The organism is Streptomyces humi (assembly GCF_001005085.2).
In the GTDB taxonomy this organism is placed as follows: Bacteria; Actinomycetota; Actinomycetes; order Streptomycetales; family Streptomycetaceae; genus Streptomyces; species Streptomyces humi.
The window spans coordinates 152,485-177,258 of the sequence record NZ_LBMU02000029.1 but is presented as its reverse complement, the minus strand read 5'-3'; the positions used below and the strand labels follow the sequence as shown (position 1 = coordinate 177,258).

The following is a 24,774-nucleotide window of genomic DNA, read 5'->3' as shown; positions in this document are numbered from 1 at the left end:
CGGTCCGGTCATCGTGCGTCTTCGCACGTAGAGGCGGCGCGACCGTACCAAAACGTTCCCTCGCCGTAGCGACGGGACCGGAGGGGTTCGAAGCCGGTCGGCCAGCGGAATTCGCCGCCTCTGGTGCTGCGCTCCACGGTGACGAGGGCGTCGGGCGTGAGCCAGCCCTCCGAGCGGAGTGTGAGGAGAATCTCCCGAAGATCGTCGTCGGAGACGGCGTACGGGGGGTCCAGGAAGACGATGCCGTACGGCTCGGCCGGTGCCGGGTTCTGGATGATCTGCTCGGCTCTGCCCGCCCGTACCTCGGCGCCGGGCAGGCCGAGGTTCTTCACGTTCTCGCGTACGACACGGGCGGCTCTGGCGTCGGCCTCGACGAGGAGGGTGTGGCTCGCGCCCCGGGAGAGGGCCTCCAGGCCCACTGCGCCGGAGCCCGCGTAGAGGTCGAGGACGCGTTCGCCGTCCAGGGGGCCGCCGAGGAGGGACTGCCAGGTGGAGAAGAGGCCTTCGCGCGCGCGGTCGGATGTCGGCCGGGTTCCTGTGCCGGGCGGCACCGAGAGGCGCCGTCCGCCTGCCTGGCCGGCGATCACGCGGGTCATGGGGGGTCCTTCTTCGAGGGCGGCTTTTCGGTTCAGTTTGGCAGGCCCATGGGGGTGGGTGCCTGGTGTGCGATGGCGGCTGCGGGTCCGTGGGGGTTGCTCGCGCAGTTCCCCGCGCCCCTGAGCTGGTCACCTTCAGCCTTTTTCCAAGTACTGCTCTCTCTCCTCGTCCAGGAGGGCGTCCAGGGCCGTTCGCAGGCCGGGCAGGTCTGTCAGCTCCGGGTCTCTCGCCACCAGGGCCGTCGCCTCCTCCCGCGCCTCCGCGATGATCTCCTCGTCCTCGATGACCGCCAGGACGCGGAGGCTGGAGCGGGCGCCCGACTGGGCCTGGCCGAGGACGTCGCCCTCTCTGCGCTGTTCCAGGTCGATGCGGGAGAGCTCGAAGCCGTCCAGGGTGGAGGCGACCGCCGTCAGGCGCTGGCGGGCCGCGCTCGCCTCGGGCATCTCCGTGACCAGGAGGCAGAGGCCGGGGGCGGAACCCCGGCCGACGCGGCCGCGCAGCTGGTGGAGCTGGGAGACGCCGAAGCGGTCGGCGTCCATGATCACCATGGCCGTGGCGTTGGGGACGTTCACACCGACCTCGATGACCGTGGTGGCGACCAGGACGTCCGTGTCACCCGCGGTGAAGCGGCGCATGACCGCGTCCTTGTCGTCCGGGTGCATGCGGCCGTGCAGGACCTCGACGCGGAGCCCGTTCAGCGGTCCCTCGGCGAGGTGGCCGGCCACGTCCAGGACGGCCAGCGGCGGGCGCTTCTCCGCCTCGTCCTCGGCCGACCTCTTCGCCTTCTCGGGGTCGGCCGCCTCGTCGATGTCGTCGCCGATGCGGGGGCAGACGACGTAGGCCTGGTGGCCGTTCCCGACTTCCTCCCTGACCCGTTCCCAGGCGCGGGCCAGGAAGTGGGGCTTGTCGGCGGCGGGGACCACATGGGTGGCGATCGGGGAGCGGCCCGCCGGGAGCTGGTCCAGGACCGAGGTCTCCAGGTCGCCGAAGACCGTCATCGCGACCGTGCGCGGGATGGGGGTCGCCGTCATCACGAGGAGGTGGGGCGGCTGCTTGCCCTTGCCGCGCAGGGCGTCCCGCTGTTCGACGCCGAAGCGGTGCTGCTCGTCGACGACGACCAGGCCGAGCTCGTGGAACTGGACCTTGTCCTCGATCAGCGCGTGGGTGCCGATGACGATGCCGGCCTCGCCGGTGACCAGGTCGAGCATGGCCTGGCGGCGGGCCGCCGTACCCATGGAGCCGGTGAGGAGGACGACCTTGGTCGCGTGGTCCGCGCCGCCGAGCATGCCGCCTTCGGCCAGCTCGCCCATCATCTCGGTGACCGAGCGGTGGTGCTGCTGGGCCAGGACCTCGGTGGGGGCGAGCATGGCGGCCTGGCCGCCCGCGTCGACCACGGCGAGCATGGCGCGGAGGGCGACCAGCGTCTTGCCCGAACCCACTTCGCCCTGGAGCAGCCGGTGCATCGGGTGTTCCGTCGCCAGGTCGTCGAAGATCTCCTTCGAGACCTTCCTCTGGCCGTCCGTGAGGGTGAAGGGGAGGCGGTCGTCGAAGGCCGTGAGGAGGCCGTCGGGGGACGGTTCGCGGGCCACGGCCGGGAGTTGGGCGTCGGCGTGCCGACGGCGGGCCAGGGCCACCTGGAGGACGAAGGCCTCGTCCCACTTGAGGCGGTCGCGGGCCTGGGCGATGTCCGCCTTGGTGCCCGGGCGGTGGATCTTGAGGAGGGCCTCGGGGAGGGGGACCAGTCCACGGCCCTCGCGGAGGGCCGGTGGCAGCGGGTCCAGGGCGTCCTGGGCGCTGGGCAGGACCGTCTGGACGGCCTTGCCGATCTTCCAGGACTCCAGTTTGGCGGTGGCGGGGTAGAGCGGGATGAGGGCGCCCGCCCAGGTCTCCACGGACTCCGCCGGGTCGTCGCCGCGGAGCAGCTCGTAGGCCGGGTGGGCCAGTTGGAGGCGGCGGTTGAAGACCGAGACCTTGCCGGCGAACATCGCGCGGGTGCCCGGCAGGAGTTCCTTGTGGGGTTTGTGCACGCCGGCGCCGAAGAAGACCAGTTGGAGCCGGCCGCTGCCGTCGGTGATCGTGACCTCCAGGCGCTGGCCCTTGCCGCGGGGCGCCTTGGCGGAGGCGAACGTGTGCAGGCGGGCGTCGGCCACCATGGCGACCACCGTGACGTGTTCGTCCATGGGCAGGTCGGCGAGGTGGGTGAGCTGGCCGCGCTCCTCGTACCTGCGGGGATAGTGGTGCAGGAGGTCGCCGACGGTGTGCAGGCCGAGATGCTCGGCCATCACCTTCGCGGTGGCGGGGCCGAGCACTGACTTCAGCGGTTGTTTCAGTGGTTCTTCCAGTGCGGGCACGAGATCCATTGCACACCACGCCACTGACAATCCCGGATACGGTTCGGGAAACACCTGGTCAGACGGTCGTTTTGAGTCATAGGATGGCGCGCTCCGGCCATCCTTCCGCGGTCACCGCCCCATCAGGGACCGCCCGACCCCGCGCCGACCACGTCTTCCCCCCTCCGGCGCAGCGACGATGGATTCCCAGACCTCACAGTCATCCCAGGCATCACAGTCACCTCATACGTTCCAGGTCGACCTGCGTGGTTTGGTGGACCTGCTCTCCCATCACCTGTACTCCAGCCCCAAGGTCTACCTGCGCGAGCTGCTCCAGAACGCCGTGGACGCGATCACCGCGAGACGGGCCGGGCAGCCCGACGCCCCGGCGCGGGTGCGGCTGTACGCGGACGGCAGCTCGCTCCGGGTGGAGGACAGCGGCGTCGGGCTCACCGAGTCGGACGTGCACAGTCTGCTGGCGACCATCGGGCGCAGCTCCAAGCGGAGCGACGGGCTTCAGGAGGCCCGCTCCGACTTCCTGGGCCAGTTCGGCATCGGGCTGCTGGCCTGTTTCGTGGTCGCCGAGCGGATCCGGGTGGTCAGCCGCAGTGCCCGTACGCCGGGCGCGCCGCCCGTGGAGTGGACGGCGCGCGAGGACGGGTCGTACACCGTGCGGACGCTGCCGCCCGAGGCGCGGCCGGAGCCCGGTACCACCGTGCATCTGGTGGCGCGGGCGGGCGCGGCGGAGTGGCTGGACGAGCGGCGGGTGCTCCAGCTCGCGCGGGACTTCGGTTCGCTGCTGCCCTACGACGTCCGGGTGGGCGAGGAGGCGGTCACCGACCTGCCCGCGCCCTGGGACCGGCCGTACCCCTCCCCCGCGACCCGCCGGGTGGCGCTGGCCCGGCACTGTCACGAGCTGTTCGGTTTCACCCCGCTGGACTCGATCGCCCTGGACGTGCCGCTGGCCGGGATCCGGGGCGTGGCCTACGTGCTGCCGTCGGCGGTGAGTCCCGCCCAGCGGGCGACCCACCGGGTGCACCTGAAGGGGATGCTGCTCACCGAGCGGGCCGAACAGCTGCTGCCCGACTGGGCGTTCTTCGTGCGCTGCGTCCTGGACACGGACAGTCTGCGGCCCACCGCGTCCCGCGAGTCGCTGTACGAGGACGAGACGCTGGCCGCCGTCCGGGAGGCGCTCGGTGAGCGGATCCGGTCCTGGCTGACCGGTCTCGCGGCCGGGGACCCGGAACGGCTGTCCGCCTTCCTGTCGGTGCACCACCTGGGTGTGAAGTCGCTGGCCCGGCACGACGGGGAGATGCTGCGCACGATGCTGCCGTGGCTCCCCTTCGAGACCACCGACGGGCAGCTGTCCCTGGAGGAGTTCGCGCAGCGGCACCCGGTGGTGCACTTCACGCGGACGGTCGAGGAGTACCGGCAGGTCGCGCCGATCGCCTCCGCGCAGGGCGTCGGGGTGGTCAACGGCGGCTACACGTACGACAGCGAGCTGGTCGAGGCGCTGCCGTCGGTGCGGCCGGGGACCGTGGTCGCGGAGCTGGACGCGGACACCGTGACCGCGCACCTGGACGCGGTGGACCCGACGGAGGAGCTGTCGCTGGCGGGGTTCCTGGCGGTGGCGCGGGCCAAGCTCGACCCGTTGCAGTGCGACATCGTGCTGCGGGCCTTCCACCCCCTGTCGGTGCCCGCCCTGCACCTGGACGACCGTGCCGCCCGCCACGAGCAGGCCCGCGCGGAGGCCGAGGAGCAGGCCGACGACCTGTGGGCGGGCATCCTGGGTTCGCTGCGCGGCAGCGCGCCCCGCGCGCGGCTGGTGCTGAACCACCTCAACCCGCTGATCCGGCGGATCAGTTCGCTGAAGGACCCGGAGCTGATCGGCACCGCGACCGAGTCGCTCTACGGTCAGGCGCTGCTGATGGCCCAGCGTCCGCTGCGGCCGGCCGACTCGGCGCTGATCAACCGCTCGTTCATCGGCCTCCTGGAATGGGCCACGCATGGGGAGGCCGACCGCTGATGAGCGGAACCGACAGGACCGCCGACTTCGACTCGCTGCGCCGGGCGATGGCGGAGAACTCCGAGGAACCGGAGGGGCCCGCCCGCAACGCGCGCGCGGAGCAGCTGCTGGCGGAGGCCGAGAAGCTGAACGTCCCGCTGGCCGTGATCGAGGCGCTGGGGCACCAGCTGAAGGTCTACAACTACAGCTCCGAGAAGGACAAGATGTTCGTCCCGTTCGCGCGGCTGCTGCGGATGTGGGACGAGCGGCCCGGGGACTTCGACGAGTACGAGACGCATTCGCTGCACTGGGTCTTCAAGTGGATGTCGGCCGGCATGCTCGACCAGCCGCACATCCCGCTCGCCTCGATCGAGAAGTGGCTGGGCGAGATGGAACACCGCTACCGGCTCGCCGGGCACTCGGAGCGGGCCGTGCGCAGCGCCGAGTTCAGCGTCGCCGGGCACATGGGTGACCTGCCGCGCGCCGAGCGGGCGTACGCGGCCTGGCTGGCGGCGGACCGGGACCGGATGGCCGACTGCCACGCCTGCGAGCTGCACGGTCAGGGCGGCTGGCAGCTGCGCAACGGCCGGGACGAGGAGGCCTTGGAGCTGTGGCGGCCGGTCCTGGAGGGCGAGTACAGCTGCGCCCACGAGCCGCACACCGTCCTCGCCTCCTCGCTGCTCCCGCTGCTGCGGCTGGGCCGGGCCGACGAAGCCCGCGCCCACCACCTGCGCGGTTTCCGGCTGGTGCGGCCCATGGAGAGCATGCGGGGCGCCTACGCCGACCACCTGGAGTTCTGCGCGCTGACCGGCAACGAGGCACGCGGTCTGGAGCTGCTGGCGGAACGTCCCGCCTACTTCACGGACACCGGGCAGCCGCGCAGCCGGATGGACTTCCTGGCGGTGGTGGCGCTGCTGATGGACCGGCTGACCGTCCTGGGGCTCGGCGAACAGCGGGTGCCGGGTCCGGCCGGGCGGACCTGGACCGCCGGCGAACTCGCCGGGCACGCGCGCGGGGAGGCCCTGGAGCTGGCCAGCCGGTTCGACGCCCGCAACGGCACCTCGTACGTGGGCGACCAGCTGCGTGAGCGCATGGCGCGGCAGCCGCTGGCGGACCGGCTGCCGCTGGGCGTGCGGGCGGTGCGCACGGCGCCCGCCGGGCCGGTCGGGCCGGCCGTTCCCGCGGCTCCGGCGGAGCGGCCGGGGCTGCCGGAACTGCTCGCCGAGGCGCGCCGGCTGTCGGACACGCTCCAGCCGCACGCCCTGGAGGCGTGGGCGGCGGTCGCGCGGGCCGCGGAGGAGACCGAGGTGGACACGTACGTCCGTGCGGAGATCACCGATCACACGGCGATGGGGCGCGGCCCGGAGGGCGTCGAGCTGTTCGAGCGGGCGGCCGAGCTGTACGCGGAGGCGGGCGACCGGGGCGAGGCGATCGCGGCCCACGCGCGCGCGGCCTACGTACGGGCGCTGTCCGGGGAGCTGGACGAGGCGCTGGCCGGGATCGACGAGCCGTACGACCGGATCCTCGCGCTGTACGCCGAGGACGCGACCGGGGTACGGCAGACGGCGTCCGTGCTGATGAGCCGGGCACGGATCCTGATGCGGCAGGTGCACGAGCGGTCGACGGGCGCCACGGAGGCCGAGCGGGCCGTACGGGAGCTGCTGGCGCTGGTCGGCGGGCGCGGCGGGTCCGACGTACGGCTGGTGTCCCGGGCGGCCGAGGGGCGGGCGATGCTCGCCGAACTGGCCGAGCAGGCCGGGGACGGCGAGCGGGCGGGCGAGCTGTTCCGGCAGGCGTCGGCGCAGTTCGTCGGCGCGGAGCTGCCGTGGTTCGCGGTCGAGTACGAGGTCCGGGTGGCCGGGCTCGCCCACGAGCAGGGTGACCTGGCCGAGGCGGAGCGGGCGCTGCGCTCGGCCCTGGAGCACGGCGGACCGTACGTGGAGCCGATCGGGCGGGCCCAGCTGTATCTCCAGCTCGCCGAGGTGGTCGGCGGGCGGGGCGCGGCCGAGGAGGCCGCCGACCACGCTCTCCAGGCCGCGCACTGGGCCGACGAGGCCGGGGAGAGCGGCACGCTGGGCGCCTGGGCCCGGCACCAGCTGGGCGGCTTCCTGCTGCGGCAGGGCCGGTTCGCGGAAGCCGCCGAGGTGCTGGAGTCGGCGCTGGCGGATCTGAGGGCCGAGACGCACGGGGACGGCGCGGTGGTCCAGACGCAGTGGTGGCTCGGGGACTGCCTGAGCGAGCTCGGCGAGCACCACGCGGCGGCCGAACGGCGGCTCCAGGCGGCGGAGATCGCCCGGCACTGGCCCGAGCAGCACGACCACGCCACCCTGGCCCACCTCGCGGCCGAGTCGCTGGGCAACGCGGGACTGCCGGTGGAGGCGGACCGGGCGTACGTGCGGGCGGGCGAGCTGTGGCGGGCGATGGGCAACGTGCACTTCCTGGTGCGTTCGCTGCGTGCCCGGGCCTGGCTGGCGCTGCGTACGGAGGCGGGGCCGGCGGGCGCGCGGAAGCTGATGGCGGACGCGGTCCGGGAGTGCGAGGCGGCGCTGGAGTCCGCCGCGGACCCGGCCGCGGCGGAGCGGCTCGCCGGTGAACTCGGCCACACCCACCGGCAGTTCGGTGACCTGCTGGCCCGTTCGGTGCCCGAGGACGCCGAGGACACGGCGATCCAGGCGGCGTTCGAGGCGGCGCTCGCGGAGATGACGACGGCGGTCTCGGTGTTCGCCGGGCTCGGCGCGGACGCGGTGCACAGCCGTACCGGTGCCGAACTCGCCGCGGGCTGGCTGGAGGCGGACCTGAGCCGTCCGGCGGACGCGGCGGCACGCGCGCGAGCGGTGCTGGACGCCTACGAGGGGGCCGACCCTGCCGACGAGACGGTCCGGGCCCGGCAGGCGGAGGCGCGGCAGCTGCTGGAGCTCACGGAGGGCTGAGGGCGGCGCGCGGTCAGGGGTTCACTCGACGCCGATGAGCAGCGGGGCGCCCTGCCGGCCGCCGTCGTAGACCACCGTGTCGACGGCGAGGTACGCCTCGCGCACGCGTGCCCGCAGGCGGTCGGCGACGCCCTCGGGCGCCTCGTCGCCGAGGACCAGGGTGACCAGTTCACCGCCGGCCTGGAGCATGCGGTCCAGGACGGTCTCGGCGGTGGCCGTGACGTCCGAGCCGATCACGGCCACGTCACCGTCGACGAGCCCCAGCACGTCCCCGGCCTGGCAGATGCCGGCCATGGTCCAGGACTGGCGTTCGGCGACCACGACCTCGGCGTAGCGGGTGGCGCCGGCGGCCGAGGTCATCTGGACCACGTCCTCGTCGAAGCGGCGGTCCGGCTGGTGCACGGCGAGCGCGGCGATGCCCTGGACCGCCGAGCGGGTCGGGATGAGGGCGACCCGGATGCCCTCCGCGCGGGCCTGCTCGGCCGCCGCGGCGGCGGTGTGCCGCAGGTCGGCGTCGTTGGGCAGCAGCACCACCTCGTGCGCGTGGGCGCGCCGTACGGCGTCCACCAGCTCCCCGCTGGCGGGCGGCTCCCCTGGGCGGGCGAGCACCGCGGTGGCACCGGCCTCGGCGTACAGCCCGGCCAGCCCCTCCCCCGGTACGACGGCCACCACGGCCCGCTGCACCCGCTCGCGCGGCGGCCGGTCCCCGCCGGCGTGCGCGTCCCCGGCGCCGAAGTGGGTGATCCGGATGCGGTGCGGCCGTCCGGCCTCGACCCCGGCCTCCACGGCGGCGCCCGCGTCGTCGACGTGCACATGGACGTTCCACAGGCCGTCGCCGCCGACCACCACCAGGGAGTCGCCGAGGGCGTCGAGCCTGGTCCGCAGCCGGTCCACGGCGTGCTCCTCGGCCTCCAGCAGGTAGATGACCTCGAAGGCGGGTCCGGCGGCGGCCTCGGCGCGGTTCTCGGCGCGGGCGTCGGAGACGGCGTCCACGCGCGCGTGGACGAGCGGACCCGCCCCCGCGGCCCGTGCGTCGAACGTGGCCGGTGTCTCCCCCGTGAACGCCTCCACCAGCGCTCCCAGCACCGCGACCAGGCCCCGGCCGCCGGCGTCGACCACTCCGGCCCGCTCCAGGGCGGCCAGCTGGCCCGGGGTCGCCGCGAGCGCCTCGCACGCGCCCGCGTAGGCGGCCCGCGCGACCGCCGCGCAGTCGTCCCCGGTCCCGTCGGCGGCGGCCACGGCGGCGGCGGTGGCGACCGACAGCACGGTGCCCTCCACGGGGTGGGCGACGGCCTGCCGGGCGGAGTCGGCGGCGTGCCGAAGGGCCAGCCGCAGCCCCTCCCCGTCGATGTGAGTCGCCTCACCCGCGGTGAGGACGTGGGCCATGCCGCGCAGCAGCTGCGCCAGGATCGTGCCGGAGTTGCCGCGCGCGCCTATGAGGGCCCCGTGCGCCATCGCGTGGGCGGCGTCGGCGAGGGTCGGGACCTCCTCGCCCAGCTCGTAGCCCGCGAAGACGGCCTCCACGGCGCCCGTGGCCGACTCCACCGTCAGGTAGAGGTTGGTGCCGGTGTCGCCGTCGGCCACCGGGTAGACGTTGATCGCGTCGATCTCCTCGCGTGCCCGGCCGAGCGCCCCGAGTGCGAGAGCGCACCAGGTGCGTACCGCGAGAGCATCGAGGAATGTCTGCGGCACCTGCGCCACCTGCGCCTCCTTGAGCTGGCCGGACGTGGACGCAGCGTAGACCCCGTGGGGGCGGACACCGGAAGAGGGCCGGGAGCGGGCCCCTGAGCTGCCATGCTAGTTTCGTCTAACCGTCGCAGCCGTTGTATGCTGCTCCGGTTGCCCGATCTGATCGGGCCATTCCCCTGGCAATGCCAATCAAGATCTCGGATTCATTCGATCTCGATCCCGGCACGCCGGGATTCAACCGTAAGTGCATCTGAAGTCTTTGGAGTGACCCGTGGCTGCCAACTGCGACGTCTGCGGCAAGGGGCCGGGCTTCGGCAACAACATCTCGCACTCGCACCGCCGTACGTCCCGTCGCTGGAACCCGAACATCCAGCGTGTGCGTACCGTGGTCGGCGGGACGCCGAAGCGCGTGAACGCCTGCACCTCGTGCATCAAGGCCGGCAAGGTCTCGCGCTGACGCACTGTCGCTGAGCGCGCGGCCACCGCTGGTTCGCTGCACAGAGCCGGTCCACCGTAAGGTGGGCCGGCTTTTTGCCGTGCCCGGAAATCCCGGGGCCCAGCCCCCGCCCGGTCGCGCCCTGACAGGCTGTCCCCATGCGTTTCGGCATTCTGGGCCCCCTCGACCTGCGCACCGACGACGGCACCCCGCTCGACCCCGGCGGCCCCCGCCCCCGCGCGCTGCTCGCCCTGCTGCTCCTGGACGCCGGCCGCGCGGTCTCCACGCAGCGCCTCACCGACGGCCTGTACGGCGCCGAGCCGCCCGCCGGAGCCGCCAACGCGCTCCAGTCGCAGGTCTCCCGGCTGCGCAGGCGGCTGGCCCCGCACGGCGAGATCGAGGCCACCGCCACCGGCTACCGCCTGGTCACCGCCCGCGACAGCGTGGACGCGCACCGCTTCGAGGAACTGGCCGCGGCCGGCCGGGCCGCACTCGCCGCCGGTGACCACGCACGGGCCGCGGCCCGCCTGCGGGAGGCGCTCGCGCTGTGGCGCGGGCCCGCGCTGCCCGACCTCCCGGACGCGGCCGCCGAGGCGGCGCGGCTCGAGGAACTGCGGCTGGCCGCCGTACAGGACCGGATCGAGGCGGACCTGGCGCTGGGCGGCGGTGCCGAGCTCGTGCCCGAGCTGCGGGCGCTGCTGGCGGACCGGCCGCTGAGCGAGCGGCTGTACGGGCAGCTGATGCGAGCCCTGCACGCGGGCGGGCGGCCCGCCGAGGCGCTCACGGTGTTCGAGGAGGCCCGCCGGGCGCTCGCCGACGAGCTGGGCGCGGATCCGTCGCCGGAGCTGTCCGCGCTCCATCTGGATCTGCTCAGGGGTGTGGCACCGGAACGGCCACGGCTGCCGGTCCAGCTCACCCGGTTCGTCGGCCGCGAGCCCGAACTCGACCGGATCGCCGCCGTTCTCGCCGGCTCCCGGCTCGTCACACTGACCGGGCCGGGCGGCGCGGGCAAGACACGGCTGGCGATCGAGGCGGCCCAGCACCGTCCCGCCGCCTGTCTCGTCGAGCTCGCACCCCTGACCGACGGTGCCCGCATCCCGTACGCGGTCCTGGCCGCGCTCGGGGTCCGGGAGGGGCTGCGCAGTCCCGCCGCCGACATCACGGACCGGCTGCTGGCCGCGCTGGAGGACCGGGAGCTGCTGCTCGTCCTCGACAACTGCGAGCACCTGGTGGCGGCGGCCGCCCAGGTCGTCTCGCTGCTGCTCGCCTCCTGTCCGGGGGTGCGGGTGCTGGCCACCGGCCGGGAGTCGCTGGGCATCACCGGCGAGATCCTGGTGCCGGTGCCCCCGCTGCCGCCGGAACCGGCGGTACGGCTCTTCCTGGACCGGGCCCGTGCCGTGCGCCCCGGTTTCGAGGGGCACGCGCGCGTGGCCGGCATCTGTGCCGCCCTGGACGGGCTGCCGCTGGCCATCGAGCTGGCGGCGGCCCGGCTGCGCACCCTGACCCCGGACGAGCTGGCCGACCGGCTGGACGACCGGTTCCGGCTGCTGTCGCGCGGCGACCGCTCCAAGGCGCCCCGGCACCGCACCCTGCGCGCGGTCGTGGAGTGGAGCTGGGACCTGCTGGACGAGGAGGAGCGGGAGCTGGCGCGGCGGCTGACGGTGTTCTCGGGGGGCGCGACGCTGGCCGCGGTCGAGGCGGTGTGCGGGCTGCCGTACCCGGAGGACGTGCTGGCCTCGCTGGTGGAGAAGTCCTTCGTGGAAGTGTCCGAGGGGCGCTACCGGATGCTGGAGACGATCCGCGCGTTCGCCGCCGAGGAACCGCGGGACCTGAAGGACGCCCACGCGCGGTACTTCCTGCGGCTGGCCGAGGAGGCCGAGCCGCACCTGCGCGGTGGCGGGCAACTGCCCTGGCTGGCCCGGCTGGCCGCCGAGCACGGCAACCTGGACGCGGCCCTGCGGCACCTGGTGCGCCGCGACACCGACGGGGCGCTGCGTCTGATGGGTCCGCTCTCCTGGTTCTGGCGGCTGCGCGGACTGTACGGGGAGCGGGTGGCGACGGCACGGGAGCTGCTGGCCGCCGTCGGGGACGCACCGCCGGCCGGCCTGGAGGAGGAGTACGTGCTCTGCGCGATCAACGCGCTCTCCGGCGCGGGTGAGGAAGCCGAGCTCATCGCGCGCGTGGACGCCGTTCTGGACGCGTACCCGGGGCCGTTGCGGCTGCCGTACATCCTGGTGCTGTGGGCGGTCGCGGCCGGTCCGCGGCCCGCCGCCGACGACCACGCCCTCGCGCTGGCGGGCGACTCCCCCTGGGCGCGTGCCCTGCTCGACGTGGGCCTCGGCTTCCGCGCCCAGTTCACGGGCCGGCCGCGGGAGTCCGAGGAGTGCTTCAGGCGGGCGCTGGCGGGATACCGGGCCGCCGGGGACCGCTGGGGCATGGCCAACTGCCTCGACCCGCTCGGCCTGGCCGCCCACACCCGCGGTGAGTCCGGGCGCGCCCTTGAACTCCTCGACGAGGGCCTGGCGTACATGCGGGAGCTGGCCGCCCCGGAGGAGACCGCCGACGTGCTGCGCAGCCGTGGCACCGTGCTGCTGCACCGGGGCGACACGGCGGCGGCCGAGGCGCACTTCGAGGAGGCGCTGACGCTGGCCCGTGGCGCCGGGCTGCCCGACAAGGTGGCGGCCGCCCGGCGCGGCCTCGGTGACGCGGCCCGGCTGGCCGGGGACCCGGCACGCGCGCGCGTGCACTACGAGAACGCCCTCCAGGAGTGTGCCGCCAACTGGTTCAGCGTCGGCGAGACCGTCCGCGGTCTGGTCGGGCTCGGCCGGGCGGCCGCCGCCGAGGGGCACACCGAGGAGGCCCGCGACCGGTTCGGGCAGGCCGCCGGCCTCGCCGTGGAGGGTCCCGGCGTGCTGGAACTCGCCGACGCGGCCGAGGCGCTGGCGTCCGTCGCCGGCACCGCGGAGCGGGCCGCGGTGCTGCTGGGCGCGGCGACGGGCCTGCGGGGCGTCCGGTCCGAGGCCGACCCGGACGTCGTACGGGTGGTGGCGGACGTCCGCGCGCGGCTGTCGCCCATGGAGTACGAGCGGGCCCACGAGCGGGGCCGGCGGCAGCGGGCGGCGGCGGTCAGCGAACGGTAGGGGGACGGTCAGCGCCCCCGCCGAAGCTCCTCGCATGACGAAGCAGACGAAGCACCTCGCCCACCTCAGCGTGCTGGTCTCCGGCGCCAGCGTCGCCGGACCCGCCCTCGCCCTCAACCTGGCCCGGCTCGGCGCCCGCGTCACCGTCGTCGAGAAGGCCCCCGGCCTGCGCGGCGGCGGCTTCGCGGTCGACTTCCGCGGCCATGTCCACCGCACCGTCCTGACCTCCATGGGCATCTGGGACGAGATCCACGCCCACCAGACCCACATGGGCCGCCAGACCGTCGTGGCCGCCGACGGCAGCCCGCGCGTGGACCTGCCGGCCGAGATGATGAGCGGCGACGTGGAGATCTTCCGCGGCGACCTCGCGCGGATCATGTACGAGCGCACCAGGGACGACGTCGAGTACGTCTTCGGCGACTCGATCGCCTCCCTCGCCCAGGACGCCGACGGTGTCGACGTCACCTTCGAGCAGGGCGCGCCCCGCCGCTTCGACCTGGTCGTCGGCGCCGACGGGCTGCACTCGAACACCCGTCGGCTCGTCTTCGGTGACGACTCCCGCCACCTGCGCTTCCTCGACCACTACGTGGCCGGCTTCGACGTCCCCAACCACCTGGGTCTGGACCGCACCGGCCGGGTCTACAGCGAGCCCGGCCGCGCGGTCGTGGTGGGCAACTACGACGGCGACCCGGACCGCGCGGGCGCGCTGCTGGTCTTCCGGTCCGGGGAGCTGTCGTACGACCGCCGGGACGTCCCGGGGATCAAGCGGACCCTGAGGGACCGCTTCGCCGGGATGGGCTGGGAGGTCCCGGCCGTCCTCGACGCCCTGGAGGAGGCCGACGACCTGTACTTCGACGCGATCGCCCAGATCCACGTGGACCGGCTCGTCGAGGGGCGGGTGGCGCTGCTCGGGGACGCCGGGTACGGGGCGACCATGGGCGGGATGGGGACCGGCGTGGCGATCGTCGGTGCGCATGTCCTCGCCGGTGAACTCGCCCTCGCGGGCGGCGACTTCCGTACCGCGTTCACCGAGTACGAGACCCGGATCCGGGAGTTCGCCAAGGGCTGCCAGAAGATCTCCGGGAACGCGGGCCCGTTCTTCGCGCCGCCCACCGAACGCCGTATCCGCAGCCGGGACCGGATGTACCGGATCCTCGCCTCGCGTCCGCTGGCCCGTTTCTTCAAGAGGCTGACGGAGAAGGCGGCGACCGACATCAAGCTGCGGGAGTACCCCTGCTGAGGCGCCAGCCGTGGTCGACGGGTCCGATCCCGGCACCGAGCGCGAAGCCGGCCGCGATCGCCCCGGTGACGTACTCCTTGGCCGCGGTCACCGCCTCCGGCACGGACCGCCCCTTCGCGAGCTGCGCCGCGATCGCGGACGCGAGGGTGCAGCCGGTGCCGTGCGTGTGCCGGTTGGCGTGCCGGGGGGCGCGCAGCAGGTGCTCCTCGGTGCCGTCCGTGAGCAGGTCCACAGCCTCACCGGGCAGGTGCCCGCCCTTGATCAGCACCCATCTGGGTCCGTACGACAGCACGGCCGCCGCGGCCCGGCGCAGACCGGCCTCCGACTCGACGTGCACACCGGTGAGCTGGGCCACCTCGTCGAGGTTCGGGGTGGCCACGGTGGCGAGCGGGAGCAGTCCGGTGCGGACCGACTCCAGTGCGGAGGCGGCGAGGAGGGGGTCACCGTGCTTGGAGACGCCGACCGGGTCCACGACCACGGGCACACCGGTCCCGGCGATCAACTCGGCGACCTCCTCGACCAGTTCCGCGGAGGCGAGCATGCCGGTCTTGACCGCGTCGACACCGATGTCGTCCACGACGGCGCGGTACTGGGCGCGCACGGCCGCCACCGGCAGTTCCCAGGCGCCCTGCACGCCCACGGAGTTCTGCGCGGTGACCGCGGTGATCACGCTCATACCGTGCACGCCGAGGGCGAGCATGGTCTTCAGGTCGGCCTGGATCCCGGCCCCGCCGCCGGAGTCGGAGCCCGCGACCGTCAGTACCCTCGGCGGGCTGTTCATGACTCGATGTCCCCGAAGTGGTCCCAGCCGCCCTTGCTGGTCCAGGGCGCCCCGTCGACGGTGACCTGGGGCAGCGCGGACGGATTGAGGACCTCGCCGATCACCTTCCAGCGGGCGGGCAGTTTCACGTCCGGCGGGAAGGTCGCCACGATCGCGTGGTCCTCGCCGCCGGTCAGCACCCACTGGATGGGGTCGACGCCGACGGCCTGCCCGATGTCGTTCATCTGGGTGGGGACGTCGATCGCGCCGGAGCGGATGTCGATCCGGACCTTGCTGGCCTCGGCGATGTGCCCCAGGTCGGCGATCAGCCCGTCGCTCACGTCGCACATCGCGGTCGCGCCGAGCCCGGCGGCGGCCGGACCGGCGTGGTACGGGGGTTCTGGGCGGCGGTGGGCCTCCACGAAGGCGCGCGGCGAGCGGAAGCCGCGGGAGAGCACCGCGTAGCCGGCCGCCGACCAGCCCAGCCAGCCGGTGACGGCCACCAGGTCGCCGGGCTGGGCGCCGGCCCGGGTGACCGGCTCCTGGTTGCGCAGGTCGCCGAGCGCGGTGATGGAGACCATGATCGTGTCGCCGCGGACCACGTCGCCGCCGACCACCGAGGCACCGGCCACCTGGCACTCGTCCCGGATGCCGTCCATCAGTTCGCTGGGCCAGGTCACGGGCAGTTCGGCGGGGACGACCAGGCCGAGCAGCAGCGCGGTCGGCACGGCGCCCATGGCGGCGATGTCCGCGAGGTTCTGGGCGGCGGCCTTGCGGCCCACGTCGTAGGCCGTGGACCAGTCACGGCGGAAGTGCCGCCCCTCCAGCAGGATGTCGGTGCTCGCCACGACCCGGCGGTCGGGCGCGGCGACCACCGCGGCGTCGTCGCCCGGGCCGACGCGGACCGCCGGAGTGGTGGTGAGACGGGAGGTGAGCTCCCTGATGAGTCCGAACTCACCTAGCTCACCAACAGTGCCCTTCATTGCCCTTGCGCCCCTTCTGTGCCTTGCCGTGCCCGCTCGCGCGTCATCGTCGTCCTGGATACGGTCGAGGTGACCGTCAACATCTGTCCTGCCTGCACCCTGGCGCGCAAGCCCCTGTCCGCGCAGGTCTCCCCGCGGTGAGCGGGGACGCGATACCGTGGCGTTCCTTTTCCCCACATGATCCTCGTGGCCGCCCTGGAGGTTCCGTGGTACAGGCGTACATCCTGATCCAGACGGAGGTCGGCAAAGCGTCGACCGTCGCCGAGACGATCAGCAAGATCCCGGGAGTCATCCAGGCCGAGGATGTGACAGGACCGTACGACGTCATCGTGCGCGCGCAGTCCGAGACGGTCGACGAACTCGGTCGCATGGTGGTCGCGAAGGTCCAGCAGGTGGACGGCATCACCCGCACCCTGACCTGCCCGGTGGTCCATCTGTAGCCCCCGTCTACCCTTGGCCGGTGAACTCCTTCCGTCACCGGCCATTCGGTCTGCCCGCGCTCGCCGCGCTGATGATCGCGGCAGCGGGCTGCTCCTCAGCAGACGACGCCCCGTCGGCGGCGGTTCCCAGTCCGGGCGCGGCGGTTGCGAAGCTCTGCGATCGCCTGGACCGGGTACTGCCGACGAAGGTCGACAAGCTCGGCCGACGTGATCCGGAACCGGCCTCCGCGCTGACGGCCGGGTGGGGCGGCGACCCGGCGATCATACTGCGGTGCGGGGTTTCGCGGCCCGCGAAGATGGCCGACCCGGAGGCCGACGGGGTGGAGGTGAACGGGGTGGGGTGGCTGCTGGAACAGCAGGCCGACAAATCGTTCCGGTTCACCACGACGTTGCGGAAGGCGTATGTCGAGGTGACGATTCCGGCGAAGCGGACGGGGGACGGTATGGCGCCGCTGGTCAGCTTGGCGCCTGCCGTCAAGAAGGCGGTTCCGGAGGGGATTGCCGACTAGGCGCCCTGCGTGGAGCCGTTGCGTGTCGGGTGCGGGTGGTACGTGGTCGCTCGCGCGGTTCCCCGCGCCCCTTTCGGGGCGCTCCAGCTCGGGGTGTCACCAGTGGGGGTGTTTCAGCGGAGGCCTGTCGAGCGGTTGAGGGCTGCCTGGATGAGGCGGTCGACCAGGTCGGCGTAGCCGACGCCGGTCGCCTGCCACATCTGCGGGTACATCGAGATCGGCGTGAAGCCGGGCATCGTGTTGATCTCGTTGATCACGAAGTCGCCGTCCTCCGCGAGGAAGAAGTCGGCACGGACCAGGCCCTCGCAGGACGCGGCCTCGAAGGCGTCCACCGCGAGCCTCTGGACCTCGGCGGTCTCCTCCGGCGTGAGGGGGGCCGGGACGATGCCGGGGGTGGAGTCGATGTACTTGGCCTCGAAGTCGTAGTACGCGTGCTCCGACGGCGGCGGGATCTCGGCGGGGACCGAGGCGCGCGGACCCTCCTCGAACTCCAGCACGCCGACCTCGATCTCACGGCCGCGCACGGCCGCCTCGATGAGGATCTTCGGGTCGTGGGACTGGGCCTCGGCGATCGCCTCGTCCAGGCCGGACAGGCCGTCGACCTTGGTGATGCCGATCGACGAGCCCGCGCGCGCGGGCTTCACGAACAGCGGCCAGCCGTGCTCGCCCGCGAAGTCGACGATCCTCTTGCGGGCGGCGGACTCGTCCTGCTGCCACTCGCGGGGCCGGATCACCAGGTACGGGCCGACCTTGAGCCCGAACGAGGAGAACACCCGCTTCATGTACTCCTTGTCCTGGCCGACGGCCGAGGCGAGCACGCCCGAGCCGACGTAGGGGACGCCGGAGAGCTCCAGGAGGCCCTGGAGGGTGCCGTCCTCGCCGTAGGGGCCGTGCAGCACCGGGAAGACCACGTCGACCTCGCCGAGCGCCTTGGGCACCGAGCCGGGCTCGCTGTAGACGACCTCACGGCTGGCCGGGTCGACCGGGAGCACGACGCCGCCCTCGGTGGACTCGGCGAGGTCGCCGACCTCGGGGGTACGGCGTTCGGTGATCGCCATGCGTTCCGGTTCGTCGGCCGTGAGCACCCAGCGGCCTTCCCTGGTGATGCCGATCGGCAGGACGTCGTACTTCGTCCGGTCGATGGCAGCGAGGACGGCGCCCGCGGTGACCGTGGAGATCCCGTGCTCGGAGCTGCGGCCGCCGAACACGACGGCCACGCGCGGCTTGCGAGCAGGCTGCTCAGGGCTCTGGGGAAGGTTCTCGGTGCTCATATGGCGATGAGAGTACCCGGTGGTAGGGCCCCGATACAGCGTCCGGCCGGTGCCGTGGCTCAGCGTCGCTCGGGCTTCGCGCTGCGCGACATCAGCTCCTTGAGGGCGACCACCGGCGGCTTGCCCTCGTGGACGATGTCCACGACCGTCTCGGTGATCGGCATCTCGACGCCGTGCCGACGGGCCAGATCGGCCACCGACTCACAGGACTTGACGCCCTCGGCGGTCTGCCGGGTGACCGCGATGGTCTCCTCCAGCGTCATGCCCTTGCCGAGGTTGGTGCCGAAGGTGTGGTTGCGGGACAGCGGCGAGGAACAGGTCGCCACCAGGTCGCCGAGCCCGGCGAGTCCGGAGAAGGTCAGCGGGTCGGCGCCGAGCGCGCTGCCGAGCCGGGCGGTCTCCGCGAGACCGCGCGTGATGAGCGAGCCCTTGGCGTTGTCGCCGAGTCCCATGCCGTCCGCGATGCCGACGGCGAGACCGATGACGTTCTTCACGGCGCCGCCCAGTTCGCAGCCGACCACGTCGGTCTCGGTGTAGGGGCGGAAGTACGGCGTGTGGCAGGCGGCCTGGAGGCGCCGGGCCACCGTCTCGTCGGTGCAGGCGACCACGGCGGCGGCCGGCATCCGGGCGGCGATCTCGCGGGCGAGGTTGGGCCCCGTGACGACGGCGATCCGGTCCGCGCCGACCTTGGTGACGTCCTCGATGACCTCGCTCATCCGCATGGCCGTGCCGAGTTCGACGCCCTTCATGAGGGACACGAGGACGGTGCCGGGCGCGAGCAGCGGCGTCCATTCGGCGAGGTTGGCCCGCATGGTCTGGGACGGCACCGACAGGAAGGTGAAGTCGGCGCCGGCGGCCGCCTCGGCGGGATCGGTCGTGGCCCGCAGGTTCGCGGGGAGTTCCACGCCCGGCAGGTAGTCGGGGTTGGTACGGCCGGAGTTGATCGCCTCCGCGACCTCCGCGCGCCGCGCCCACAGGGTGACCTCGCACCCGGCGTCGGCGAGCACCATCCCGAAGGCCGTACCCCACGAACCCGCACTGAAGACCGCCGCCTTGGCCGGCTTGCTCACTTGCCGCTCTCCTCTTCCAGACCGCTCTGCGCACGCGTCCGGCGCCGCTGCTCGATCCGCACCTGGCGAGGATCGTAGGGGGTCTCGGGGGCCTTCTCGCCGCGGATCTCCTCCAGCTGGCGCGTGATCGCCGCCATGATGACCTCGGTCGCCTCCTTGAGGACGTCCTGCGTCATGTCCTTGCCGTAGAAGCGGGTCAGGTCGACCGGCGGGCCCGCGAGCACGTGGTGGGTCTTGCGGGGCAGCAGACTGGGCTTCTTCGCGTACGGCGGGAGCAGTTCGTTGGCGCCCCACTGGGCGACCGGGATGACCGGGCACCTGGTCTGGAGGGCGACCCGGGCGGCACCGGTCTTGCCGGTCATGGGCCACTGGTCCGGGTCCCGGGTGATCGTTCCCTCAGGGTAGAAGGCGACGCACTCGCCGCGCTCCACGGCGTCGATCGCGGCCCGGAAGGCGCTGAGCGCGTCGGTGGACTCGCGGTAGACGGGGATCTGGCCGGTACCGCGCATGGCGGCGCCGACGAATCCCTTCCTGAAAAGCCCGCTCTTCGCCAGGAAACGCGGAACACGGCCGGTGTTGTACTGATAGTGGGCGTAGGCGAAGGGGTCGATGTGGGAATTGTGGTTCACCGCGGTGATAAATCCGCCCTCGGCCGGAATGTTCTCCATTCCGCGCCAGTCCCGCTTGATCAGAACCACCAGCGGCGGTTTGCAGAGCACCGCAGCGAAGCGGTACCAGAAGCCGATTCTCCGGCGGGGCACGCGGACACCTTCCTCTAGGTCTTCCTCCCGGCCTGGGATCGGGAAGAAGTGTGGCCCCGGCCCGCCGGTCTGTCGAGAACACCGTACGCCTCGGTGTCGCGGCCACCGGGTGGGCCCGGGTGACAATGAGGCAACAAGGGAGGGACGGTACGACGGTGCAGTGGACCTTGGTCATCCCGCTCAAACCTCTGGCGCGGGCCAAGAGCAGGCTCGCGGACACCGCGGCGGACGGGGTGCGCCCTTCGCTGGCCCTCGCCTTCGCCCAGGACACGGTGGCGGCGGCGCTGGCCTGCCAGGCCGTGAAGGATGTGGCGGTCGTCACGGTCGATCCGCTGGCCGGGCGGGAGCTCTCGGCGCTGGGCGCGCGCATCGTCCCCGACACGCCGGGAGGCGGCCTGAACGAGGCGCTGCGGCACGGCGCGGCGGTCGTCCGCGCATCGCGTCCGGAAACCCCCGTGGCGGCCCTGAACGCCGATCTCCCCGCGTTGCGTCCACTGGAATTGGCCCGGGTTCTGGACTCGGCCGCGGAATTCCCGCGCGCTTTTCTCCCGGACGCGGCGGCAATCGGCACCACTCTGCTGGCGGCAGCGCCCGGCAGGGAATTGGCGCCCGCATTCGGTCCGGACTCCCGCGCCCGGCACGCCGCCTCGGGCGCCGTGGAACTGCGGCTGACGGACGTGGACTCGGTGCGGCAGGACGTGGACACCGGCGCCGACCTGCGCACCGCACTGGCCCTGGGCGTGGGCCCGCGCACCGCGACCGTGGCGGCCCGCCTGCTGATCCCCGACCAGTAGGCTGCGCCCATGCAGGCCACCGCATACACGTACGACCCCGAAACCCACACCGGCCAGGTGCTCCTGGACGACGGCACCCCGGTCCCCTTCGACGCCCCCGCCTTCGAGGCGGGCGGCCTGCGGCTGCTCAGGCCGGGCCAGCGGGTACGCATCGACACCGAGGGGGCGGGCGCAGACCTCCGGATCACCCTGGTGACTTTGCAGACACTCTGAGGCGAGAGACTCAGGGGCGCGGGGAACTGCGCGACAAGCCCCCACCGGACCCGCACCCAGAACACAACCCACCCAAGAACACACCGCGGGCCGGACTCCCCAAGGGAATCCGGCCCGTCGCGTGAGTAACCCGACCGCGCCGCCGAAGCGAACGCCTAGCGAGTCGCGGTCTTCTTGGCGGCGGCCTTCCGGGCGGTCGACTTCTTCGCCGGCGCCTTCTTGGCCGTGACCTTCTTGGCCGGAGCCTTCTTCGCGGCGGTCTTCTTCGCCGTCGCCGTGGTCTTCTTCGCGGCCGTCTTCTTCGCCGTCGCCGTGGTCTTCTTCGCGGCCGCCGCGCCCGTGGTCTTCTTCGCCGTCGTCTTCTTCGCGGTGGCGGCGGTGGTGGTCTTGCGGGCCGCGCCCGTCGCCTTCTTGGCGGTGGTCTTCTTCGCCGCGGCCTTCTTGACCGTCGCCGAAGCGGCGCCAGTCAGGCTGCCCTTGGGCGCCTTCTTGACCGAGACCTCGCCGCCGCGCGGGAGCTTCTTGGAGCCGCTCACCAGGTCCTTGAAGCCCTGACCGGCGCGGAAGCGCGGCACGGAGGTCTTCTTGACCCGAACCCGCTCGCCCGTCTGGGGGTTGCGGGCGTAACGGGCGGGGCGGTCCACTTTCTCGAAGGACCCGAAGCCGGTGACCGAGACCCGCTCACCCGCGACGACCGCGCGGACGATGGCGTCCAGGACATGGTCGACGGCGTCGGCCGCCTGCTGGCGGCCGCCCATCTTGTCGGCAATCGCTTCTACGAGCTGCGCCTTGTTCACGTCTTCCCCTTCGGAGACCTCGCCAGAACGAAAGTGTTCAAGCTTTTTCGCACGTTAGGCAGATATATACCGCAAATCAAACACGAAACGGGCTTATCACCCTCGTGCCGCAACGGATTCGACTGTCTCGCGAGGTCCGGTCAGCCTTCCTCTTGCGGGAATCGACCCGCTTCGAGGTCGGCGTTGAACCGCTCGAGCCGCCTTGCCGCGTCGGCGATGTCGTGCTTGGCCGCGGCCGTAATGACCAGCAGCTTCCGGGTCAGCGCCATCCGTACGCCCTCCGGGACTTGCAGTGCGCGCACTGTTGTGTGCGCTTCCTTGAGTTGGTCCGCGACCGCCGCATAGAGCTGGAGTTGGCCGTCGTGTTCCATGCACAGATTGTGCCATCTGGGGCGAGTTGTCGCCTGCGCAGGGGGCAACTGCCGCCTCAAATGGCCTTCCGGGCACTTGCGGAAGCCCCGGACACAGCACTCACCTACCCCCACAACATCGGCCCTAACGTGGGAAGTTGGCAAGACCTGCGACAACGCGAGCGTCCGTTCGGGTGCAGACATGGCTGTACCCCCAATCGTGGCGATCGGGGGTACAGACGGGGTGTCGCGGTGGCTGAAACCAGCCGTATTCAGATGTGGTGGATCACGCCCGAACCGGGCTCCGGATCAGACCTGGAGCGTCCGCGGCTTGTACGACGGCCGCTTGGCCTCGTACGCCGCGATGTCGGCCTCGTTCTGGAGCGTGATGGAGATGTCGTCCAGACCGTTCAGCAGCCGCCAGCGGGAGTTCTCGTCCAGCTCGAAGGAGGCGGTGATGCCCTCGGCGCGCACCTCGCGGTTCTCCAGGTCGACGGTGATCTCGGCCTCGGGGTCGTTCTCGGAGAGCTCTTGCAGGGCCTCCACGATCTTCTGGTCGAGGACCACCGTGAGCAGGCCGTTCTTCAGCGAGTTGCCCCGGAAGATGTCGGCGAAGCGGGAGGAGAGCACGGTCTTGAAGCCGTAGTTCTGAAGCGCCCAGACCGCGTGCTCACGGGAGGAGCCGGTACCGAAGTCTGGGCCGGCCACCAGGACGGTGGCACCCTGCCGCTCGGGGCGGTTGAGGATGAAGTTCTCGTCCTTGCGCCAGGCCTCGAACAGACCGTCCTCGAAGCCGTCCCTGGTCACCTTCTTGAGCCAGTGGGCAGGGATGATCTGGTCGGTGTCGACGTTGGAGCGGCGCAGCGGGACGGCCCGGCCGGTGTGCGTGGTGAATGCTTCCATGGCTGATCAGACTCCAGCGGGCGTACGGGCGTCGGACAGGTCGGCCGGGGAGGCCAGGTGACCCAGGACGGCGGTGGCCGCCGCGACCTGCGGCGACACCAGGTGGGTACGCCCGCCCTTGCCCTGCCGGCCCTCGAAGTTGCGGTTGGAGGTGGACGCGGAGCGCTCGCCGGGGGCCAGCTGGTCGGGGTTCATGCCCAGGCACATCGAGCAGCCCGCGTGCCGCCATTCGGCGCCGGCCTCCTTGAAGACCACGTCCAGGCCCTCGGAGACGGCCTGGAGACCGACCCGGGCGGAGCCGGGGACGACCAGCATCCGTACGCCGTCGGCGACTTTGCGGTCCTTGAGGATGTCGGCGGCTGCGCGCAGGTCCTCGATCCGGCCGTTGGTGCAGGAACCTACGAAGACGGTGTCCACGTTGATGGAGCGCAGCGGCTGACCGGCCTCCAACCCCATGTACTCCAGGGCCTTTTCGGCGGCGAGGCGCTCCGAAGCGTCTTCGTACGAAGCGGGGTCGGGGACGTCCGCCGAAAGCGGGGCGCCCTGGCCCGGGTTGGTGCCCCAGGTGACGAACGGCGAGAGGGCGGCCGCGTCGATGTGCACCTCGGCGTCGAATTCCGCGTCCGCGTCCGTCTTGAGGGTCTTCCAGTACTCGACCGCGGCGTCCCAGTCCGCGCCCTCGGGGGCGTGGGCGCGGCCCTTGATGTAGGCGAAGGTGGTCTCGTCGGGGGCGATCATGCCCGCGCGGGCACCGGCCTCGATCGACATGTTGCAGATGGTCATGCGGGCCTCCATCGAGAGCTTCTCGATGGCGGAGCCGCGGTACTCCAGGATGTAGCCCTGGCCGCCGCCCGTACCGATCTTGGCGATGATCGCCAGGATCAGGTCCTTGGCGGTGACGCCCTCGGGCAGCTCGCCGTCGACCGTGATGGCCATGGTCCTGGGTCGGGCCAGCGGCAGCGTCTGGGTGGCCAGCACGTGCTCCACCTGGGAGGTGCCGATACCGAACGCCAGCGCGCCGAAGGCGCCGTGCGTGGAGGTGTGCGAGTCGCCGCAGACGACGGTCGTGCCGGGCTGGGTCAGGCCCAGCTGCGGGCCGACCACGTGCACGACGCCCTGCTCGACGTCGCCCAGCGGGTGCAGGCGCACGCCGAACTCGGCGCAGTTCTTGCGCAGCGTCTCCAGCTGGGCGCGGGAGACCGGGTCCGCGATGGGCTTGTCGATGTCGAGGGTCGGGGTGTTGTGGTCCTCGGTCGCGATGGTGAGGTCGAGGCGGCGCACCGGGCGGCCGTTCTGACGCAGACCGTCGAAGGCCTGCGGGCTGGTCACCTCGTGCAGCAGGTGCAGATCGATGAAGAGGAGGTCGGGCTCGCCCTCGGCGCGCCGGACGACATGGTCGTCCCAGACCTTCTCCGCGAGTGTCCTACCCATCGCTTTCCCTCCGGCCGGCAGACGTGCACCGGCCCAACTAGAGATCTTGAGGAAGCGGCTGCCCGAGTTCCGGGCCCCTGAAGTCGTGGTTCCGGGCGTCCGCCGCCGGGCCCGTTGGTACGCGG

The 24,774-nt window shown here is 72.5% G+C and carries 21 protein-coding genes; 9 read left to right on the top strand and 12 right to left on the bottom strand.

Going from position 1 to position 24,774, the window contains the following annotated elements:
• Positions 1-8: 8 nt before the first annotated feature.
• Complete coding sequence (gene rsmD, locus AAW13_RS14495) at positions 9-596, bottom strand: 16S rRNA (guanine(966)-N(2))-methyltransferase RsmD (protein ID WP_046733978.1); 588 nt, start codon at positions 594-596, stop codon at positions 9-11.
• 135 nt (positions 597-731) lie between these two features.
• A complete protein-coding gene (gene recG / locus AAW13_RS14490) occupies positions 732-2,957 on the bottom strand; it encodes an ATP-dependent DNA helicase RecG (protein WP_046733977.1) in 2,226 nt (741 codons plus the stop codon).
• Positions 2,958-3,126: 169 nt separating this feature from the next.
• Between recG and AAW13_RS14485 the strand changes: the two genes are divergently transcribed.
• Both AAW13_RS14485 and AAW13_RS14480 read left to right on the top strand, forming a co-directional pair.
• Positions 3,127-4,953 carry an HSP90 family protein gene (locus tag AAW13_RS14485; protein ID WP_046733976.1) on the top strand — a complete coding sequence of 609 codons (1,827 nt, stop codon included), beginning with the start codon at positions 3,127-3,129 and terminating at the stop codon, positions 4,951-4,953.
• Positions 4,953-7,862: a tetratricopeptide repeat protein gene (locus AAW13_RS14480; protein WP_046733975.1), complete on the top strand. Its 2,910-nt coding sequence runs from the start codon at positions 4,953-4,955 to the stop codon at positions 7,860-7,862. Before AAW13_RS14485 ends, AAW13_RS14480 begins: the two co-directional genes overlap by 1 nt.
• 21 nt (positions 7,863-7,883) lie before the next feature.
• Here AAW13_RS14480 and AAW13_RS14475 read toward each other — a convergent pair whose 3' ends face one another.
• Positions 7,884-9,563: a DAK2 domain-containing protein gene (locus AAW13_RS14475; RefSeq protein ID WP_046733974.1), complete on the bottom strand. Its 1,680-nt coding sequence runs from the start codon at positions 9,561-9,563 to the stop codon at positions 7,884-7,886.
• A gap of 259 nt (positions 9,564-9,822) precedes the next feature.
• Here AAW13_RS14475 and rpmB point away from each other — a divergent pair, with 259 nt between their 5' ends.
• The 3 genes from rpmB (at position 9,823) to AAW13_RS14460 (ending at position 14,367) form a co-directional block, all read left to right on the top strand.
• The gene (rpmB, locus tag AAW13_RS14470; RefSeq protein WP_003993230.1) at positions 9,823-10,008 is read left to right on the top strand and encodes a 50S ribosomal protein L28; all 186 of its coding nucleotides are present in this window, start codon (positions 9,823-9,825) and stop codon (positions 10,006-10,008) included.
• Positions 10,009-10,145: 137 nt separating this feature from the next.
• The gene (locus tag AAW13_RS14465) at positions 10,146-13,127 is read left to right on the top strand and encodes an AfsR/SARP family transcriptional regulator (protein ID WP_046733973.1); all 2,982 of its coding nucleotides are present in this window, start codon (positions 10,146-10,148) and stop codon (positions 13,125-13,127) included.
• A 34-nt stretch (positions 13,128-13,161) separates the two neighbouring features.
• Entirely contained in the window at positions 13,162-14,367 is a 1,206-nt protein-coding gene (locus AAW13_RS14460) for an FAD-dependent monooxygenase (protein ID WP_046733972.1), read from the top strand.
• Here AAW13_RS14460 and thiD read toward each other — a convergent pair.
• Entirely contained in the window at positions 14,342-15,148 is an 807-nt protein-coding gene (thiD, locus tag AAW13_RS14455) for a bifunctional hydroxymethylpyrimidine kinase/phosphomethylpyrimidine kinase (RefSeq protein ID WP_046733971.1), read from the bottom strand. The genes AAW13_RS14460 and thiD overlap by 26 nt on opposite strands.
• A complete protein-coding gene (locus AAW13_RS14450) occupies positions 15,145-16,110 on the bottom strand; it encodes a thiamine-phosphate kinase (protein ID WP_046733970.1) in 966 nt (321 codons plus the stop codon). The genes thiD and AAW13_RS14450 overlap by 4 nt, the downstream gene beginning before the upstream one ends.
• 206 nt (positions 16,111-16,316) lie before the next feature.
• Between AAW13_RS14450 and AAW13_RS14445 the strand changes: the two genes are divergently transcribed.
• Both AAW13_RS14445 and AAW13_RS14440 read left to right on the top strand, forming a co-directional pair.
• The gene (locus AAW13_RS14445) at positions 16,317-16,550 is read left to right on the top strand and encodes an Lrp/AsnC family transcriptional regulator (RefSeq protein ID WP_037654619.1); all 234 of its coding nucleotides are present in this window, start codon (positions 16,317-16,319) and stop codon (positions 16,548-16,550) included.
• Positions 16,551-16,570: 20 nt separating this feature from the next.
• Positions 16,571-17,059 (top strand): DUF3515 domain-containing protein, encoded by a 489-nt coding sequence (locus AAW13_RS14440; RefSeq protein WP_046733969.1) that lies wholly within the window; start codon positions 16,571-16,573, stop codon positions 17,057-17,059.
• A gap of 113 nt (positions 17,060-17,172) precedes the next feature.
• Here AAW13_RS14440 and AAW13_RS14435 read toward each other — a convergent pair whose 3' ends face one another.
• The 3 genes from AAW13_RS14435 to AAW13_RS14425 are packed head-to-tail and all read right to left on the bottom strand — an operon-like array spanning position 17,173 to position 20,161.
• Positions 17,173-18,330, bottom strand: a complete 1,158-nt coding sequence (locus AAW13_RS14435; RefSeq protein WP_046733968.1) for a D-alanine--D-alanine ligase family protein — start codon at positions 18,328-18,330, stop codon at positions 17,173-17,175.
• Positions 18,331-18,389: 59 nt separating this feature from the next.
• Positions 18,390-19,400: an NAD(P)H-dependent glycerol-3-phosphate dehydrogenase gene (locus AAW13_RS14430; protein WP_046733967.1), complete on the bottom strand. Its 1,011-nt coding sequence runs from the start codon at positions 19,398-19,400 to the stop codon at positions 18,390-18,392.
• Positions 19,397-20,161 (bottom strand): lysophospholipid acyltransferase family protein, encoded by a 765-nt coding sequence (locus tag AAW13_RS14425; RefSeq protein ID WP_046733966.1) that lies wholly within the window; start codon positions 20,159-20,161, stop codon positions 19,397-19,399. The genes AAW13_RS14430 and AAW13_RS14425 overlap by 4 nt, the downstream gene beginning before the upstream one ends.
• A gap of 155 nt (positions 20,162-20,316) precedes the next feature.
• Between AAW13_RS14425 and cofC the strand changes: the two genes are divergently transcribed.
• Positions 20,317-20,955, top strand: coding sequence for a 2-phospho-L-lactate guanylyltransferase (gene cofC, locus AAW13_RS14420; RefSeq protein WP_046733965.1), 639 nt, complete (start codon positions 20,317-20,319; stop codon positions 20,953-20,955).
• Between the two features lie 9 nt (positions 20,956-20,964).
• Positions 20,965-21,168 carry a hypothetical protein gene (locus AAW13_RS14415; RefSeq protein WP_046733964.1) on the top strand — a complete coding sequence of 68 codons (204 nt, stop codon included), beginning with the start codon at positions 20,965-20,967 and terminating at the stop codon, positions 21,166-21,168.
• 155 nt (positions 21,169-21,323) lie between these two features.
• Here AAW13_RS14415 and AAW13_RS14410 read toward each other — a convergent pair whose 3' ends face one another.
• The 4 genes from AAW13_RS14410 to leuC form a co-directional block, all read right to left on the bottom strand.
• A complete protein-coding gene (locus tag AAW13_RS14410) occupies positions 21,324-21,965 on the bottom strand; it encodes an HU family DNA-binding protein (protein ID WP_046733963.1) in 642 nt (213 codons plus the stop codon).
• A gap of 140 nt (positions 21,966-22,105) precedes the next feature.
• Positions 22,106-22,336, bottom strand: coding sequence for an SCO5555 family protein (locus tag AAW13_RS14405; protein WP_046733962.1), 231 nt, complete (start codon positions 22,334-22,336; stop codon positions 22,106-22,108).
• 288 nt (positions 22,337-22,624) lie between these two features.
• On the bottom strand, positions 22,625-23,218 hold the full coding sequence (gene leuD, locus AAW13_RS14400; protein WP_046733961.1) for a 3-isopropylmalate dehydratase small subunit: 594 nt from the start codon (positions 23,216-23,218) through the stop codon (positions 22,625-22,627).
• Positions 23,219-23,224: 6 nt separating this feature from the next.
• Positions 23,225-24,649, bottom strand: coding sequence for a 3-isopropylmalate dehydratase large subunit (gene leuC / locus AAW13_RS14395; RefSeq protein WP_046733960.1), 1,425 nt, complete (start codon positions 24,647-24,649; stop codon positions 23,225-23,227).
• Between the last annotated feature and the right edge of the window lie 125 nt (positions 24,650-24,774).

Bases quoted from the DNA above. Each gene is read 5' to 3' on its own strand.
- rsmD (WP_046733978.1), bottom strand. From the start codon at position 596: ATGACCCGCGTGATCGCCGGCCAGGCAGGCGGACGGCGCCTCTCGGTG.
- recG (WP_046733977.1), bottom strand. From the start codon at position 2,957: ATGGATCTCGTGCCCGCACTGGAAGAACCACTGAAACAACCGCTGAAG.
- AAW13_RS14485 (WP_046733976.1), top strand. From the start codon at position 3,127: ATGGATTCCCAGACCTCACAGTCATCCCAGGCATCACAGTCACCTCAT.
- AAW13_RS14480 (WP_046733975.1), top strand. From the start codon at position 4,953: ATGAGCGGAACCGACAGGACCGCCGACTTCGACTCGCTGCGCCGGGCG.
- AAW13_RS14465 (WP_046733973.1), top strand. From the start codon at position 10,146: ATGCGTTTCGGCATTCTGGGCCCCCTCGACCTGCGCACCGACGACGGC.
- AAW13_RS14460 (WP_046733972.1), top strand. From the start codon at position 13,162: ATGACGAAGCAGACGAAGCACCTCGCCCACCTCAGCGTGCTGGTCTCC.
- thiD (WP_046733971.1), bottom strand. From the start codon at position 15,148: ATGAACAGCCCGCCGAGGGTACTGACGGTCGCGGGCTCCGACTCCGGC.
- AAW13_RS14450 (WP_046733970.1), bottom strand. From the start codon at position 16,110: ATGAAGGGCACTGTTGGTGAGCTAGGTGAGTTCGGACTCATCAGGGAG.
- AAW13_RS14435 (WP_046733968.1), bottom strand. From the start codon at position 18,330: ATGAGCACCGAGAACCTTCCCCAGAGCCCTGAGCAGCCTGCTCGCAAG.
- AAW13_RS14415 (WP_046733964.1), top strand. From the start codon at position 20,965: ATGCAGGCCACCGCATACACGTACGACCCCGAAACCCACACCGGCCAG.
- AAW13_RS14405 (WP_046733962.1), bottom strand. From the start codon at position 22,336: ATGGAACACGACGGCCAACTCCAGCTCTATGCGGCGGTCGCGGACCAA.
- leuD (WP_046733961.1), bottom strand. From the start codon at position 23,218: ATGGAAGCATTCACCACGCACACCGGCCGGGCCGTCCCGCTGCGCCGC.
- leuC (WP_046733960.1), bottom strand. From the start codon at position 24,649: ATGGGTAGGACACTCGCGGAGAAGGTCTGGGACGACCATGTCGTCCGG.